19 protein-coding genes and 3 tRNA genes are annotated in these 15,343 nt (G+C 50.6%); 18 read left to right on the top strand and 4 right to left on the bottom strand.

Annotated elements, in window-relative coordinates; all coding sequences use genetic code 11:
* The first annotated feature begins 31 nt into the window (after positions 1 to 31).
* The 6 genes from fliZ (at position 32) to sdiA (ending at position 4,972) form a co-directional block, all read left to right on the top strand.
* Complete coding sequence (gene fliZ / locus QNN86_RS08265; protein ID WP_115258815.1) at positions 32 to 583, top strand: flagella biosynthesis regulatory protein FliZ; 552 nt, start codon at positions 32 to 34, stop codon at positions 581 to 583.
* Between the two features lie 100 nt (positions 584 to 683).
* The gene (gene tcyJ, locus QNN86_RS08260) at positions 684 to 1,484 is read left to right on the top strand and encodes a cystine ABC transporter substrate-binding protein (RefSeq protein ID WP_096757496.1); all 801 of its coding nucleotides are present in this window, start codon (positions 684 to 686) and stop codon (positions 1,482 to 1,484) included.
* Positions 1,485 to 1,591: 107 nt separating this feature from the next.
* Complete coding sequence (gene dcyD, locus QNN86_RS08255) at positions 1,592 to 2,578, top strand: D-cysteine desulfhydrase (protein WP_146717325.1); 987 nt, start codon at positions 1,592 to 1,594, stop codon at positions 2,576 to 2,578.
* A gap of 21 nt (positions 2,579 to 2,599) precedes the next feature.
* Entirely contained in the window at positions 2,600 to 3,268 is a 669-nt protein-coding gene (tcyL, locus tag QNN86_RS08250; RefSeq protein ID WP_115258812.1) for a cystine ABC transporter permease, read from the top strand.
* Complete coding sequence (tcyN, locus tag QNN86_RS08245; protein WP_096757493.1) at positions 3,265 to 4,017, top strand: L-cystine ABC transporter ATP-binding protein TcyN; 753 nt, start codon at positions 3,265 to 3,267, stop codon at positions 4,015 to 4,017. Before tcyL ends, tcyN begins: the two co-directional genes overlap by 4 nt.
* 232 nt (positions 4,018 to 4,249) lie before the next feature.
* Positions 4,250 to 4,972 carry a transcriptional regulator SdiA gene (sdiA, locus tag QNN86_RS08240; RefSeq protein ID WP_181619166.1) on the top strand — a complete coding sequence of 241 codons (723 nt, stop codon included), beginning with the start codon at positions 4,250 to 4,252 and terminating at the stop codon, positions 4,970 to 4,972.
* Between the two features lie 66 nt (positions 4,973 to 5,038).
* Here the strand turns inward: sdiA and QNN86_RS08235 are convergent, their stop codons facing one another.
* Both QNN86_RS08235 and QNN86_RS08230 read right to left on the bottom strand, forming a co-directional pair.
* On the bottom strand, positions 5,039 to 5,263 hold the full coding sequence (locus tag QNN86_RS08235) for a DUF2594 family protein (protein ID WP_181619167.1): 225 nt from the start codon (positions 5,261 to 5,263) through the stop codon (positions 5,039 to 5,041).
* Positions 5,264 to 5,283: 20 nt separating this feature from the next.
* Positions 5,284 to 5,373, bottom strand: a complete 90-nt coding sequence (locus QNN86_RS08230) for a hypothetical protein (RefSeq protein ID WP_249417880.1) — start codon at positions 5,371 to 5,373, stop codon at positions 5,284 to 5,286.
* 349 nt (positions 5,374 to 5,722) lie between these two features.
* Between QNN86_RS08230 and uvrY the strand changes: the two genes are divergently transcribed.
* From uvrY to QNN86_RS08200, 6 genes are all read left to right on the top strand, one after another.
* Positions 5,723 to 6,379 (top strand): UvrY/SirA/GacA family response regulator transcription factor, encoded by a 657-nt coding sequence (gene uvrY, locus QNN86_RS08225; protein WP_096757490.1) that lies wholly within the window; start codon positions 5,723 to 5,725, stop codon positions 6,377 to 6,379.
* Positions 6,376 to 8,208: an excinuclease ABC subunit UvrC gene (gene uvrC / locus QNN86_RS08220; protein WP_096757489.1), complete on the top strand. Its 1,833-nt coding sequence runs from the start codon at positions 6,376 to 6,378 to the stop codon at positions 8,206 to 8,208. Before uvrY ends, uvrC begins: the two co-directional genes overlap by 4 nt.
* Before the next feature lie 55 nt (positions 8,209 to 8,263).
* On the top strand, positions 8,264 to 8,812 hold the full coding sequence (pgsA, locus tag QNN86_RS08215; protein WP_096757488.1) for a CDP-diacylglycerol--glycerol-3-phosphate 3-phosphatidyltransferase: 549 nt from the start codon (positions 8,264 to 8,266) through the stop codon (positions 8,810 to 8,812).
* Positions 8,813 to 8,963: 151 nt separating this feature from the next.
* Positions 8,964 to 9,039: transfer RNA gene (locus QNN86_RS08210), tRNA-Gly, on the top strand.
* 52 nt (positions 9,040 to 9,091) lie between these two features.
* A tRNA-Cys gene (locus QNN86_RS08205) sits at positions 9,092 to 9,165 on the top strand.
* A 12-nt stretch (positions 9,166 to 9,177) separates the two neighbouring features.
* Positions 9,178 to 9,264: transfer RNA gene (locus QNN86_RS08200), tRNA-Leu, on the top strand.
* A 335-nt stretch (positions 9,265 to 9,599) separates the two neighbouring features.
* Here the strand turns inward: QNN86_RS08200 and QNN86_RS08195 are convergent.
* Positions 9,600 to 9,842 carry a DinI family protein gene (locus QNN86_RS08195; RefSeq protein WP_279276994.1) on the bottom strand — a complete coding sequence of 81 codons (243 nt, stop codon included), beginning with the start codon at positions 9,840 to 9,842 and terminating at the stop codon, positions 9,600 to 9,602.
* Positions 9,843 to 10,186: 344 nt separating this feature from the next.
* Between QNN86_RS08195 and QNN86_RS08190 the strand changes: the two genes are divergently transcribed.
* Positions 10,187 to 11,386: a hypothetical protein gene (locus tag QNN86_RS08190; RefSeq protein WP_279276993.1), complete on the top strand. Its 1,200-nt coding sequence runs from the start codon at positions 10,187 to 10,189 to the stop codon at positions 11,384 to 11,386.
* 208 nt (positions 11,387 to 11,594) lie between these two features.
* On the opposite strand, the gene QNN86_RS08185 is transcribed toward QNN86_RS08190, so the two are convergent.
* Complete coding sequence (locus QNN86_RS08185) at positions 11,595 to 11,939, bottom strand: hypothetical protein (protein WP_182270046.1); 345 nt, start codon at positions 11,937 to 11,939, stop codon at positions 11,595 to 11,597.
* 441 nt (positions 11,940 to 12,380) lie between these two features.
* On the opposite strand from QNN86_RS08185, the gene QNN86_RS08180 reads away from it, so the two are divergent.
* From QNN86_RS08180 to QNN86_RS08160, 5 genes are all read left to right on the top strand, one after another.
* Positions 12,381 to 12,830 (top strand): hypothetical protein, encoded by a 450-nt coding sequence (locus QNN86_RS08180; protein ID WP_279276992.1) that lies wholly within the window; start codon positions 12,381 to 12,383, stop codon positions 12,828 to 12,830.
* Between the two features lie 13 nt (positions 12,831 to 12,843).
* Positions 12,844 to 13,314: an SRPBCC family protein gene (locus QNN86_RS08175; RefSeq protein ID WP_181619169.1), complete on the top strand. Its 471-nt coding sequence runs from the start codon at positions 12,844 to 12,846 to the stop codon at positions 13,312 to 13,314.
* 239 nt (positions 13,315 to 13,553) lie between these two features.
* Entirely contained in the window at positions 13,554 to 14,696 is a 1,143-nt protein-coding gene (locus tag QNN86_RS08170; protein ID WP_279276991.1) for a transglutaminase-like domain-containing protein, read from the top strand.
* Complete coding sequence (locus QNN86_RS08165) at positions 14,674 to 15,030, top strand: mercuric transporter MerT family protein (RefSeq protein WP_137399679.1); 357 nt, start codon at positions 14,674 to 14,676, stop codon at positions 15,028 to 15,030. The genes QNN86_RS08170 and QNN86_RS08165 overlap by 23 nt, the downstream gene beginning before the upstream one ends.
* Positions 15,027 to 15,308, top strand: a complete 282-nt coding sequence (locus tag QNN86_RS08160; protein ID WP_096757480.1) for a heavy-metal-associated domain-containing protein — start codon at positions 15,027 to 15,029, stop codon at positions 15,306 to 15,308. Before QNN86_RS08165 ends, QNN86_RS08160 begins: the two co-directional genes overlap by 4 nt.
* Positions 15,309 to 15,343: the final 35 nt, after the last annotated feature.

Genomic DNA, 15,343 nt, shown 5'->3' with positions numbered 1-15,343 from the left:
CCGCATAACGAATTGACTACCAGGAGTTCTCATGACGGTGCAGCAATCAAAAAGACGGCCTCTAAGCCGCTACCTCAAAGATTTCAAACACAGCCAGACGCATTGCGCCCATTGCTATAAGTTGCTCGACAGGATCACGCTGGTCCGCCGCGGCCAGATTGTGAATAAAATCGCCATCGCCCGGCTCGATACGTTGCTCGACGCTGCCGCCTGGGAGCAGGAGAAAAAAGAGTGGGTGGCGTTATGCCGTTTTTGCGGTGATTTACACTGCAAAGAACAGAGCGACTTTTTTGACATCATCGGGTTTAAACAGTTTTTGTTTGAACAAACCGAAATGAGCCACGGCACGGTGCGCGAATATGTGGTTCGCCTGCGCCGCCTCGGTAATCATCTGACCGAACAGAACATTTCTCATGACCTGCTGCAGGAAGGCTTCCTCGACGAAAACCTCGCCCCGTGGCTGCCGGAGACCAGCACCAATAATTACCGCATTGCGCTGCGCAAATATGAACAGTTCAAGGCGCATGCACCTGTCGGCCAGATGCAGAAATCCTCCTGGACAGCCAGTTCTGATATATATTAAAAACGAATAAGGTGTAACGGAGTCGTGTTTGTAAATAGCGGTAAACGCTCTACACTACTGTCATAAATGATAGTCACTAATGACAATATTCGGGGTAACTATGAAATTAGCACGTCTGGGACGTCAGGCTCTGATGGGTGTAATGGCTGTGGCACTTGTCGCCGGTATGAGCGCCAAAACATTTGCCGACGAAGGTCTGTTAAATAAAGTGAAAGAGCGCGGTACGCTGTTGGTGGGCCTGGAAGGGACCTATCCCCCGTTTAGTTTTCAGGGTGATGACGGCAAGCTGACCGGTTTTGAAGTCGAATTTGCCGAAGAACTGGCCAAACATCTTGGGGTGAAAGCGACGCTGAAGCCGACCAAATGGGATGGCATGCTGGCCTCTTTAGACTCCAAACGTATCGATGTGGTGATTAACCAGGTAACCATCTCTGACGAACGTCAGAAAAAATACGATTTCTCTACCCCGTATACGGTCTCTGGTATCCAGGCGCTGGTGAAAAAAGGCAACGAAGGCGTGATTAAAACCGCGGCTGACCTGAAAGGTAAAAAAGTCGGTGTCGGTCTGGGTACTAACTACGAAGAGTGGCTGCGCCAGAACGTGCAGGGCGTCGATATCCGTACTTATGATGATGACCCGACCAAATATCAGGATCTGCGCGTCGGTCGTATCGATGCGATTCTGGTTGATCGTCTGGCCGCGTTGGATCTGGTGAAGAAAACCAAAGACACGCTGGCAGTGACCGGTGAAGCGTTCTCCCGCCAGGCATCCGGCGTGGCATTGCGTAAAGGTAATGACGATCTGCTGAAAGCGGTCGATGCTGCCATTGCAGAGATGCAGAAAGACGGTACCCTGAAAGCCCTGTCTGAAAAATGGTTTGGGGCGGATGTGACGAAATAATCGTCATCCGGATAAAAAAGGCGCCTTTAACAGCGCCTTTTTTTATTTCATTGCGCCTGAACGTGCATAATAAAAAGAACATCACAACAACGAATACCGGAGGCTGTATGCCGCTGCATAATTTAACGCGCTTTCCACGTCTGGAATTTATTGGCGCGCCAACGCCGCTCGAATATCTCCCGCGCTTCTCTGATTATCTCGGACGCGACATTTTTATTAAACGCGATGATGTCACGCCAATGGCGATGGGCGGCAATAAGCTGCGCAAGCTGGAGTTTCTGGCGGCAGATGCGCTGCGCGAAGGGGCCGATACGCTGATTACCGCCGGGGCTATTCAGTCGAACCACGTGCGCCAGACGGCGGCAGTGGCGGCAAAGCTCGGGCTGCACTGCGTGGCGCTGCTGGAAAACCCGATTGGCACCACGGCAGAAAACTATCTCAGCAACGGTAACCGTCTGTTGTTAGATCTGTTTAATACCCAGGTTGAAATGTGCGACGCGCTGACCGACCCGAATGCGCAGCTTCAGGCGCTGGCCACGCGGATTGAAGCGCAGGGGTTCCGACCGTATGTGATCCCGGTCGGCGGGTCGAATGCGCTGGGCGCGCTGGGCTATGTTGAAAGTGCGCTGGAAATTGCCCAGCAGTGCGAGGGCGCGGTAGCGCTGTCCTCTGTGGTGGTGGCTTCAGGCAGCGCGGGCACCCATGCCGGTCTGGCGGTGGGGCTGGAACAACTGATGCCCAACGTCGAGCTGATTGGGGTGACCGTTTCGCGCAGCGTCGCCGATCAAAAGCCAAAAGTGGTGACCCTGCAGCAGGACGTGGCTCGTGAACTGGAACTGACCGCCTCGGCGGATATTCTGTTATGGGATGACTATTATGCGCCGGGTTACGGCACGCCAAACGAAGAGGGCATGGAAGCGGTGAAACTGCTGGCGCGTCTGGAAGGCATCTTGCTGGATCCGGTGTATACCGGTAAAGCGATGGCGGGCCTGATTGACGGTATCAGCCAGAAGCGCTTCAAGGATGAAGGTCCGGTCCTGTTTATTCATACCGGTGGGGCACCTGCGCTGTTTGCCTACCATCCTCACGTGTAATGGCAAGGTAGAAAAACGCTAATGCAAGAAAGTATCCAACTGGTGATTGATTCACTGCCCTTCCTGCTTAAAGGCGCGGTATTTACGCTGCAGCTGAGTATCGGTGGGATGTTCTTTGGCCTGGTGCTGGGGTTTATCCTCGCTCTGATGCGCCTGTCGCCGCTGCTGCCGGTGCGCTGGCTGGCGCGCGTCTATATTTCTATTTTTCGCGGCACGCCGCTGATCGCCCAACTGTTTATGATCTACTACGGTTTGCCGCAGTTTGGCATTGAGCTGGACCCGATCCCGGCGGCGATGATTGGTTTGTCGCTGAACACCGCAGCGTATGCGGCTGAAACGCTGCGTGCGGCTATCTCCTCGATTGATAAAGGTCAGTGGGAGGCGGGCGCCAGTATTGGTATGACGCGCTGGCAGACCATGCGCCGGGCGATCCTACCGCAGGCGGCGCGCGTGGCTTTGCCGCCGTTGAGCAACAGCTTTATCAGCCTGGTAAAAGACACCTCGCTGGCGGCGACAATCCAGGTACCGGAACTGTTCCGTCAGGCGCAGCTGATCACCTCACGCACGCTGGAAGTGTTCACCATGTATCTGGCGGCTTCGCTGATTTACTGGGTAATGGCGACAGTGCTGTCCGCACTGCAGAACTATTTTGAAGAACAACTGAACCGCCAGGAGAGAGAGCCGAAATGAGTGCGATCGAAGTCAGAAACCTGGTGAAAAAATTTCACGGGCAAACGGTGCTGCACGGTATCGATCTTGAGGTAAAACCCGGTGAAGTTGTGGCGATTATCGGGCCAAGCGGTTCGGGGAAAACTACGTTGTTGCGCAGTATTAATCTGCTGGAACAGCCTGAGGCGGGCACGATTAAAGTCGGTGACATTACCATTGATACGGCGCGTTCACTCAATCAGCAGAAAGGGTTGATTCGTCAGCTGCGCCAGCATGTGGGGTTTGTGTTCCAGAACTTTAATTTGTTTCCTCACCGTACGGTGCTGGAAAACATTATTGAAGGTCCGGTGATTGTGAAGGGAGAGCCGAAAGCCGAAGCAACGGCGCGCGCACGTGAGTTGCTGGCAAAGGTGGGCCTGGCGGGTAAAGAGACCAGCTATCCGCGTCGGTTATCCGGTGGACAGCAGCAGCGCGTGGCAATTGCCCGGGCGTTGGCCATGCGCCCGGAGGTGATCCTGTTTGATGAACCAACGTCAGCACTCGATCCTGAACTGGTTGGCGAGGTGCTGAATACCATTCGTCAACTGGCGCAGGAAAAACGCACCATGGTGATTGTGACGCATGAAATGAGCTTTGCGCGCGACGTTGCTGACCGCGCAATATTTATGGATCAGGGGCGCATTGTGGAGCAGGGACCGGCAAAATCGCTGTTTACCGCGCCCCAACAACCGCGAACGCGTCAGTTTCTGGAAAAATTCTTAATGCAATAATAACCCTACGGTGCTCACCGAAATAGATTTTTGGTGAGCACAAGCCGCATAACTATTTATTATTACTGCTTTATTATTAACATAGTATCTGGTCCTGCGGCCTCGATTAAGCGTAATACTCAAGTAAATCCATTCTTGTCCGATAATCTGCATATATAAAATACATTTATGTGTTAGTTTGTTTCATTCTCATTTGTGATGATTATCAATCTCAGGGACATGACCACTTAGTATGCAGGATCACGATTTCTTCACCTGGCGACGGAGCATGCTGTTACGCTTTCAGGAAATGGCGACGGCAGATGACGTCTATAACGAACTACAACATCAGACGCAGCATCTGGAGTTCGATTTTTACGCGCTCTGTGTTCGTCACCCGGTGCCGTTTACCCGACCCAAAACGGCGCTTCATACAACCTATCCCAAAGCGTGGGTGGCGCATTATCAGTCCGAAAATTTTCTCGCGATTGACCCCGTGTTAAAGCCAGAAAATTTCAGGCAGGGCCATCTTCCCTGGGACGATACCTTATTTCGCGATGCACAACCCCTGTGGGATGCGGCGCGTAATCACGGTTTACGCAAGGGGATGACGCAATGCTTAATGCTGCCGAACCGGGCGCTGGGCTTTCTTTCTGTCTCGTGTGCGAGTGTGCGTAATGGCCGCTTTGCGCAGGATGAAGTGGAACTCAGAATGCAATTGCTGGTGAGGGAAAGTTTGTCCGTTCTGACGCGTCTGGAAGATGACATGGTGATGGCGCCAGAGATGCGGTTTAGTAAGCGGGAGAAAGAAATACTGAAATGGACCGCAGAGGGAAAAACGTCGGCAGAAATAGCGATGATCCTGTCGATTTCTGAAAATACCGTGAACTTCCATCAGAAGAATATGCAGAAGAAGTTTAATGCACCTAACAAAACACAGATTGCCTGCTATGCCGCAGCGACCGGGCTTATCTGAATAAGTTGTCGTTCTGAGTGTCAGACGCAAAACCGGCTGATTGCAGCGCTATCAGCCGGTTTCTTATTACTGACGGTAGGCCTGTTTAATTTGTTTAACAGTGTTGGAAAATACCGCAGCCTGGGATTGATCTTCAATCAACGCGATCTGTTTTTCCATCTTAAGAATCACGCGGCCTGCATCGGCTTGTCCCATTGCCTGCAGCATCAGCGTTAACATGGCTTTCAGGCAGGTGACTTCGTTAGCCAGTTCTTGATTATTCTCAGCAGTGGAAAAATCAGGCGTACTCATTTATTTTCCTCGTTATGTCTCTATGAAAAAGTGCGATGGCAAATGTTAAGGCGGCGGAGTATACCATAAGCGCGGCTAAAAATATCAGTGGCTGTTTTTTGCGCAAACATTAACCGCCGTTATTAAAATAAACAAGATGTTGCAGTGCATATATTTTCTCCATCCTTTGTTTATTTCGAGTATTTTACTCGTTAATTCTTGTTACATCTTTGCCTGCTTATTTAGCATTCAACTGAAGAATATGAATTTTTTGTCACCATTTTGAAACAGCGATTCGTATATAACTCCGGCAGAACGCCGTCAGCAGTGAATGTTTCCACGCGGCGTACAATCTAATTTCCAAAAACGAGAGCAAAATCGAAAGACAGGTGTTTTTTACATTTCAAAGTTGAGATAAAACCCGTTAACATAGGACCGATTAACTATCGGTAGCGTTATCCCTATTCTGGAGATATTCCTTTGATCAACGTTTTTCTTGTTGATGACCATGAACTGGTGCGCGCAGGGATACGACGCATTCTTGAAGATATAAAAGGCATTAAAGTTGTCGGCGAAGCGTGCTGCGGCGAAGATGCTGTGAAATGGTGTCGCTCAAATTCCGCCGACGTCGTGCTGATGGACATGAATATGCCCGGTATTGGTGGGCTTGAAGCAACACGTAAAATTGCGCGTTCTACGGCTGACATAAAAGTGATCATGTTGACCGTTCATACTGAAAACCCATTGCCCGCAAAAGTCATGCAGGCCGGGGCCGCAGGTTATCTGAGCAAGGGCGCTGCACCTCAGGAAGTGGTTAGCGCCATTCGCTCCGTCTATTCCGGACAGCGCTATATTGCTTCTGATATCGCTCAACAGATGGCGCTCAGCCAAATTGAGCCGGAGAAAACGGAAACACCGTTTGCCAGTTTGTCTGAACGCGAGTTGCAGATTATGCTGATGATCACCAAAGGCCAGAAGGTCAATGAGATCTCAGAGCAGCTGAATCTCAGTCCGAAAACGGTGAACAGCTATCGCTACCGAATGTTCAGTAAATTAAACATTCACGGCGACGTAGAGCTGACTCACCTGGCAATCCGCCATGGCCTGTGTAATGCGGAGACGTTAACAAGCCAGTGACCGAACAGTTTGATGCCAAAGCGTTCCTGAAAACCGTCACCAGCCAGCCCGGCGTTTATCGTATGTACGATGCCGCCGGGACGGTTATCTATGTCGGTAAAGCGAAGGATCTGAAAAAGCGACTTTCCAGCTACTTCCGCAGCAACCTCGCGTCGCGTAAAACTGAAGCGCTGGTGGCGCTTATTCAGCAGATTGATGTGACGGTGACGCATACTGAAACCGAAGCGTTGTTACTTGAGCATAACTACATCAAGCTGTACCAGCCGCGCTACAACGTGCTGTTACGCGATGATAAGTCTTACCCCTTTATCTTTCTTAGCGGTGATACCCACCCGCGCCTGGCGATGCATCGTGGGGCGAAGCATGCCAAAGGCGAATACTTCGGTCCATTCCCTAACGGCTATGCCGTGCGTGAAACGTTGGCACTGCTGCAGAAAATTTTCCCAATTCGTCAGTGTGAAAACAGTGTCTACCGCAACCGCTCGCGCCCTTGTCTGCAATATCAGATTGGCCGCTGTCTCGGTCCCTGCGTCGCCGGTCTGGTGAGCGAAGACGAGTACGCGCAGCAGGTTGACTACGTCCGCTTGTTCTTGTCCGGCAAAGATGATCAGGTGTTAACGCAATTGATCGCCCGGATGGAAAAGGCCAGTCAGAATCTGGAATTTGAAGAGGCCGCGCGTATTCGCGACCAAATTCAGGCCGTCCGTCGTGTCACCGAAAAACAGTTTGTTTCCAACACTGGGGATGACCTTGACGTTATCGGCGTGGCGTTTGATGCCGGGATGGCCTGCGTGCATGTTTTGTTTATCCGTCAGGGAAAAGTGCTGGGTAGCCGCAGCTATTTTCCTAAAGTACCGGGGGGAACGGAACTGGGCGAAGTGGTCGAGACCTTTGTCGGACAGTTTTATTTACAGGGCAGCCAGATGCGCACTTTGCCCGGTGAGATCCTGCTCGATTTTAATCTGAGCGATAAAACGCTGCTGGCCGATTCGTTGTCTGAGCTCGCCGGGCGGCGGATTAACGTCCAGACGAAGCCGCGTGGCGATCGCGCGCGCTACCTGAAGTTGGCGCGTACCAATGCTGCAACGGCGCTGACCACCAAACTGTCTCAGCAGTCCACCATTACACAACGTTTGACGGCGCTGGCATCGGTGCTGAAGCTACCGGCGGTTAAACGCATGGAGTGCTTCGACATCAGCCATACCATGGGCGAGCAGACGGTAGCCTCCTGCGTGGTTTTCGATGCTAATGGACCGCTACGTGCTGAATACCGCCGCTATAATATTACCGGTATTACCCCCGGTGATGATTATGCAGCGATGAATCAGGTGCTGCGCCGCCGTTATGGCAAGGCGATTGAAGCAAGTAAGATCCCGGACGTTATTCTGATCGACGGTGGCAAAGGTCAACTGGGGCAGGCGAAAGCGGTATTTGCTGAACTGGATGTGCCCTGGGATAAAAGCCATCCGCTCCTGCTTGGCGTGGCAAAAGGGGCGGATCGTAAAGCTGGCCTGGAAACGTTGTTCTTTGAACCGGAAGGTGAGGGGTTCAGCTTGCCGCCAGATTCGCCTGCGCTGCACGTAATTCAACATATTCGCGATGAATCACACGATCACGCTATCAGCGGACACCGTAAAAAACGGGCGAAGGTGAAAAGCACCAGTACCCTGGAAACCATTGAGGGCGTTGGACCAAAACGTCGACAGATGCTGCTAAAGTACATGGGCGGTTTGCAAGGGCTTCGTAACGCAAGTGTCGAAGAAATTGCAAAAGTGCCGGGTATTTCGCAAGGTCTGGCAGAAAAGATCTTCTACTCGTTGAAACATTAGGCCCTCTGTAGCAACATAGGGGTAATTTCACTGACAACAGATAGTTATCCGTCATATGCAATTTAATATCCCTACATTGCTCACGCTGTTTCGCGTCATTCTGATCCCATTCTTTGTATTGGCGTTTTATCTGCCATTTACCTGGGCTCCCTTTGTTAGTGCGCTGATCTTTTGTATCGCGGCGGTTACCGACTGGTTTGACGGATTTCTGGCACGCCGCTGGAACCAAAGTACGCGTTTTGGTGCCTTCCTCGATCCGGTCGCCGATAAAGTGCTGGTGGCTATCGCCATGGTGCTGGTGGCGGAGCACTACCACAGCTGGTGGGTAACATTACCTGCTGCGACGATGATCGCCCGTGAAATTATCATTTCAGCACTGCGCGAATGGATGGCCGAGCTGGGGAAACGCAACAGCGTAGCCGTGTCATGGATCGGTAAAGTCAAAACCGCCTCACAAATGGCGGCACTGGCGTGGTTGCTGTGGCGGCCAAATATCTGGGTTGAATACGCCGGGATCGCGCTTTTCTTCGTTGCTGCGATACTGACATTGTGGTCAATGTTCCAGTATTTGAGAGCTGCACGTGGAGATTTGCTTGATCAGTGATCGTTTCGACGCAAATTTCAGCAAACGATCGAAAGTGGTGAAAAATATCGTTGACTCAGTGCGTCAGGTAAGTAGAATGCAACGCATCGAACGGCAGCACAGATTGCCAGACGATAGTAAAATCAAGTGATTAACAAAGTTACTTGGTGATGCGGGAATAGCTCAGTTGGTAGAGCACGACCTTGCCAAGGTCGGGGTCGCGAGTTCGAGTCTCGTTTCCCGCTCCAAATTTTAAACATCGGCAATATGCGGGTGTTGGCTGAAAAGCCTGAAGATTTCGGCGCGTTAGCAAAGCGGTTATGTAGCGGATTGCAAATCCGTCTAGTCCGGTTCGACTCCGGAACGCGCCTCCAATTTCTTCCCGAGCCCGGATGGTGAAATCGGTAGACACAAGGGATTTAAAATCCCTCGGCTGTAAGGCTGTGTGGGTTCAAGTCCCACTCCGGGCACCATGGGAAAGAAAAGAATAATCAAAGCAATAAGCAGTGTCGTGAAACCACCTACGGGTGGTTTTTTTGTGCCTGTAATTTGCTTTGACCATTGTGTAGCCATTCAGATTCACCATACAGAGAGGGCATTACTGCCTCACTGCAAACGTAACAACAGAACGCTCTTTTGCTTTCAGAACGAGAAAAGTGAATTGGAAGTCAAAGTCGGAAAATTTGCCGCCACCACACTGTATGCAAAGATATGGCAGCGGTTGACTGGCGAATGTATGAAGTGTGAGTCTTGAATGACTGCCACTCGCGGCGGGTTGTACTTACCCAGAATGATGAATCAGGGATGTTTAATCTGACACCAGCCAGAACTCAGCCTCTTCAAACATTTCCTGAACGGTTCGGCTTATCTGCTCTTTCTCGTGCTTACTGGCATCTGTGTTGATCCCCGGTAGTGTCATCATCGGTTTAACTCGAACATCCGCATCCGGGAAGAGTCGGTGAACCCTCTTACTCAACTCGCCTAAAATAATCTCCTTTGCACCCGGCAAACCATCAAAATTTCTTTTGTCATAAACGAGTTCCACAAACATTGCACACTGCCTTTCTGGTGGATGAATATACAGTACTTATACTGTGTTTATATCCACTATTCAAGAGGGCGTTAACGTGGGTATTCCTTCAGTTGCGACTGATATGTGCAATGGTCGTTGAAGTCCGGATTGAGCGATGACGGGCTCACCCGAATCCATACCTGACCAACCTGAAGAACGGCAATGTGTGATGACCGCTTCGTGAAGGAGTACGAGAAAGACCGTTTTCAATATTGCTCAATGAGGGGAATATCCTTATATTTGATTTAGTTGTATTGTTTTGACCCCTTATTCTACTGACATCGAGCAACGCTTGATTCATTAAAATATTCTGAGTAAACGGTATGAAGAAACCAAGCGACCATACAAATGATCGCCTTCCGAAGCCAAGAACGAACTTTTCTGATCCCGATGTGAGAAAACGTGTCGTTGAAGGGTTGAATGATTCTGCAGCAAACGATTTTATTGCCCTTATTAATTGGCTGAGAATGGGTAAAAACGTAGGCGAGGCCATCCCTTTGGCGAAATGTCACAGCCTTCGTAATACGATTTCCAGGCTTGAAGCCCTAAAATGTGGTGTAAAAACCGATTGGAAAGACGTGCTCAAACTGATGGAGCGTACAATACAAAATAGCCACCAAGTTAAAGAGATTGCGTCTGACCCATCGCAAATTGCCACTGGAATTATCAAAAATTTGCATGAGATAAGCCTGAGTATAGCGTCAGGGAGCGTAACGCCTGAAATGCTGGCAAGGCTTCATAAAATGCATCAGATCACCTCCAGTCTGAAAGGAAGTGAAGATCTGACAAACAGTATTAACATGCTAATAGAAAGCACACAGGATGCTTTGCGTAGCTATACGAGTCAAAAAGCAAAACCTAAGGTCAGGAAACCCATTAAGCAAAATTATGCCCAACGTGAAGATATGATACTCCGCAGCGAGTGTGAGCCTTTAATTGGCTTGAATGACATTTTCATGATAGCAAATCGCCTTATTTCTATGTCAACTCGCTTGGGTTGCTCTCCTGTGACCTTGGCAAAACGAGTAGATGCTTTGAAAGGTGTAATTAACCCTGAAATTATGCCCGAATTGCTCGATCTCCTTCAGCAGGATGTCGAGCTGATGGCCCAGACTGTTCCGCTCCAGGTCAAAGATGATAATAGCCGTAGCGATGGTGGAAAACTTGTTGGATTGACGGGGATAGTCGAAGGCGGATCTTCTATAGGTGTTGAAGCTCAGCGAATAATCACAGCAGAGCTTAAAAGGCTTCCCCCGCTGACCAATGCTCAGCGAATATCTTTTGACACAGCGCGTGCAAGCTTGGCCTTAGAATGTGACACATTCAAGGTTATTGAAGAGATCAGGCGTATTGCAGCTTGCTTTAAATGGAGGCCGCTGGCTGTCGCTGCCTATGTTGCACACAAATCTCTTGGAATCAGGTCTGATATTGCTGGAGACGTGATTACCCTACTAGCGCAAGATGAGGCACTTTTAGAAAGTGCTAAATGCCCGGACTCATCCGGCCAACCGCAATCCAGTTGATGTAGCGCTTGCGACATGTTTTACGCTCTCCGTTTTGTATCAGTAAAACCTCGCCTTGGTGTTCGGCTTGTGTGGATTCAGTCCCATTCCAATTGAATAATTAAATCAATAAGCCGTGTCGTGAAACCACCTACGGGTGGTTTTGTTGTGCCTGTAATTTGTTGACCCGCATCGGCATCGTTTCTAAGGGCAAGGTTTCAATAGGCATCTACCTGCGAATCGGTGCACCCATCATAAATCCTCCGCGGGCCGGGTTATTACTGAACCCATCTCGGGCGGGATTGTAAATCTGGTTCTGAAAACGGTTAAACATAATGGGATCGCCAATGCCATCCTGAATCGCAAAAGGCCGATGGATTTTGTTGCGGGACCTGAGCGTGAAACCGAAATCCTCCGTTCCTCCAATGATGATGACGCTGTTGCCGGTAGACAGCGCCGCACTTAATTCACGCTCTCTTGCGGCCTGGTCCTGTAAGGTGCTGGCAATAGCACTGAATGACGTCATCAACAGTACGGTGAAGGCGAAGTATGAACGTACCCGTGACCGTTTCATGATGAATACCTGATAAAAATGTGGCTATTCAAGTATAGCGTTTGGCAGCGTTGGTACCCGGCGTAGGTATGATTAATTTTAACGCTGTGTGTGTGAAAATAATGATTATCCAGCCAGTCAGCACCGCTGAATTCCCCCCTATAATGAAAGCAGGTAACAGGTGACAACTCCTGTTTGCAGACCCTACCGATGCAGGAGACGATCATGAGAGGCTTACTCTCTTTGACGATGATGTCTGCAATGTTACTCGTTTTTAGCGTGATAGCGTATCCAGTAACAGTGAGCGTTGCTGTGGCGTCTGCTCCGTCGCAAGACCCCATCAGTCGCTATCAACAAAGGTTTGATCAAATACAATCCTATCAGGTTGTTATGCGTTCCTCATCCACGACAGAGGCGAGCAAAATTATTCGCTATAGCTATAAAAAACCCGGATATGTACGAATGGACTTCACCCAACCGCATGCTGGTGCGGTACTGACCTATAACCCCGATAGTGGGAAGGTGACGTTGTGGCCATTTGGGCTGGGAACGTTGCCTGTTTTGACGCTGTCGCCTACTAATTCACTGATTCAGGATGAGCGTGGTCATCGTGTGGACCGGTCTGACATCGGCGTTTTGCTGGGGAATATTCGCCGTCTGCAGCGTGAGGGAACCACCACCACCCTTGGCGTGGAGAATCTATCCGGGCGCTCGGTCACCTATGTCTCGGTGGTGGGGCCGAAGGCAATGGTTGTTGATGGTGTTCATCGCTATGACCTTTGGTTAGATAACTATTATGGGCTGCCTGCCAAAGTGATGAGCTACACGCTGGAGGGAAAACTGCTGGAAACGGTGCTGATGGACTCACTGATCGTTAACGTCCTATTTCCTGCCAATTTCTTCACGCCTTGAAGGAGCCAGTGCAATGGCCGAATATCAGTTTTCTACCGTCTGGCGGGTTGAGGCGTCACTCCAGGAGGTCTGGGAGGTGTTCTCGCATCCGGACCAGTGGCCAGAGTGGTGGGGAAGTCTGGAGCGAGTCACCGAAATTAAGAAAGGTGATGGGCTGGGTATCGGCGCCTTGCACCGTTATACCTGGAAAGGGGCGCTGCCGTATCGTTTAACCTTTGATATTAATGTACTGAATATTCAGCCGTGTTCTCTGCTCGAAGGAGAAGCCTGCGGTGAGGTTGAAGGTCGTGGGGTATGGTCTTTTGTCGAATTAGGTAAGGAGACACTCGTCAGATACGACTGGAACATTCGCACTACGCTTCGCTGGATGAACTATCTTGCCCCGCTGGCAGCCCCCGTATTTCGCTGGAATCACGATACGGTCATGCGCGAGGGCGCAAGAGGACTGGCCCGCAAATTAGGCGCTCCTGTGTATATGTTTTAATGTAATGGCGAGCAAGATAAGGGGACTCGCATATTTTATGCATTCTTTGCCTTTTTTCTTATTGCGCCTGTACTCTTGTGGTCGAAAGTGGCTTAATCGGTTCTCTTTTCATTCACAGTTAACAGGTCTGTTATTGATGAATAATCCCCATCGACTCGCCTTTTTACGTCAGCGTCTGTCTGCTGTGATGATCGCCTACGCTCGCCGTGGCTCAACTCTCATAATATGGACAGACAGCAATGCAACGTCGCCAGTTTCTTAAAAATAGCGTACTCCTTTCTGCCGCCGGATTCGTCGGCCCTTCGATAGTTAGCCAGACAGTACAAGCTGCAGAGCCGTTAGCAGCGCCGGTGGCGCGTCGACGTTTTGTGTTATCACAAACCTATGAGCTCAATCCACCTCAGGGATCGCGTGGCGTGGTGAAGCTGTGGATACCGCTGCCGGTAGACACCGCGTTTCAGCAGATGACAAACCTTGTCTTTACCGGCAACTATAAGCAGGCGTACGTCACCACTAATAACACCTACGGCGCCAAAACGCTGTTTGCCAGTTGGCCCGATTCGCAGGGTGAGTTGCTGATAAAGGTCGATATTGAGATTGAAACGACCGACTGGGAACCGCTGAAACATGACGCGCTAAAAACCTGGCAAGCGCCGGCGCAGATTATTTACCCGCTGGATGTCAAACCGTATCTGCTGCCGACAGCGCATACGCCCATCGATGGCCTGGTTCAGGAAACCGCGCGTAAAATTACCGGGACGGAGCAGGACCCACTGAAAAAAGCACGCCTTATTTATGAGTGGGTGAGTCGCTATATGGAGCGTGATAATGACGTGATTGGCTGCGGGACAGGCGATGTCGCAGAGATCCTGAAAAGCGGCAAGCTTAAGGGAAAATGTACCGACATGAGTTCCGTTTTTGTGGCACTGGCTCGGGCTAGCGGCATTCCTGCGCGTGAACTGTTTGGCATCCGCTTGGGGAAAGCCACTAAGCTGGAACGCTATTCGAAAAGCGCGTTTGGCAAAGCCGACAGCGCAGGGGTTGCCGATGTTAGTGGTGGACAGCACTGTCGTGCTGAGTTCTATCTGGCCGGTTACGGCTGGTTGCCGTGCGACCCGGCAGACGTGACCAAAATGCGTTTGGCAGAGAAAAAAGCCCATCAGGATGCCGATGTCCAGGCCGTCAACGCTTACCTGTTTGGTAACTGGGAAATGAACTGGGTGGGTTTCAACTACGGACGCGATTTTGAACTGTATCCGGCAACCGAGCAGGGTGCGATGAACAACTTTGGTTACCCTTATGCTGAAGTGGACGGCGATCCGATCAATTTCTATGACCCTAAAGCGTTCTCTTACCGCTATGTCGCAACAGAACAACGCTAAGGGGGCGGGATTAACCCTGCTGACGGCCGCTGCGGCGGCTGTCACCGCCGGTCTGTGCTGCGTCGGGCCGCTGTTATATCTGCTGTTTGGTATTTCCGCGGCGGGCTTTGCGGTATTCACCCAGGCTGAATTTTTACGTATCCCCCTGATGGTGCTGACGTTAGGGTTATTATTACGGGTCTTCTGGCGACTCTATTTTTCTAAACGGTTGTGGTGCACCGGGCGGTTAACCTTGACGCAGATGCGCGTTCTATACTGGTTCGCCGTGGCGCTGATTTTGCCGGTGTTATTCTACCCCACGCTGGTGGCCTGGTTTTATGAGGTGTTTGAATGAAAAAAGTAATGCTGCTGGGATGGTTATTACTGCCGTTATGGGTACAGGCCGCCAATCAAAAAGTGGTGCTGGATATCCAAAATATGACCTGCTCGCTGTGCGTTATTTCGGTGAACCAGGCGCTGCGCGAAACTGACGGCGTGATCAAAGCCAAATCTTCGCTTAAGACTCGACAGGCCGAAGCCATCGTGCCCCACGGTTTTTCTACTGATACGCTGCTGAACGCAGTGGCGAAAACCGGATACACGGCCACGTTAAACCGTATTGAGCAACAGTAAGCCGTTTATGCCTATTGGTATCAGTTATTCTGCCA

This window comes from Citrobacter sp. C348, assembly GCF_047467975.1.
In the GTDB taxonomy this organism is placed as follows: Bacteria; Pseudomonadota; Gammaproteobacteria; order Enterobacterales; family Enterobacteriaceae; genus Citrobacter; species Citrobacter gillenii.
Note: the sequence above shows the minus strand (reverse complement) of the source record. Positions and strands in the feature narration are given on the sequence as shown.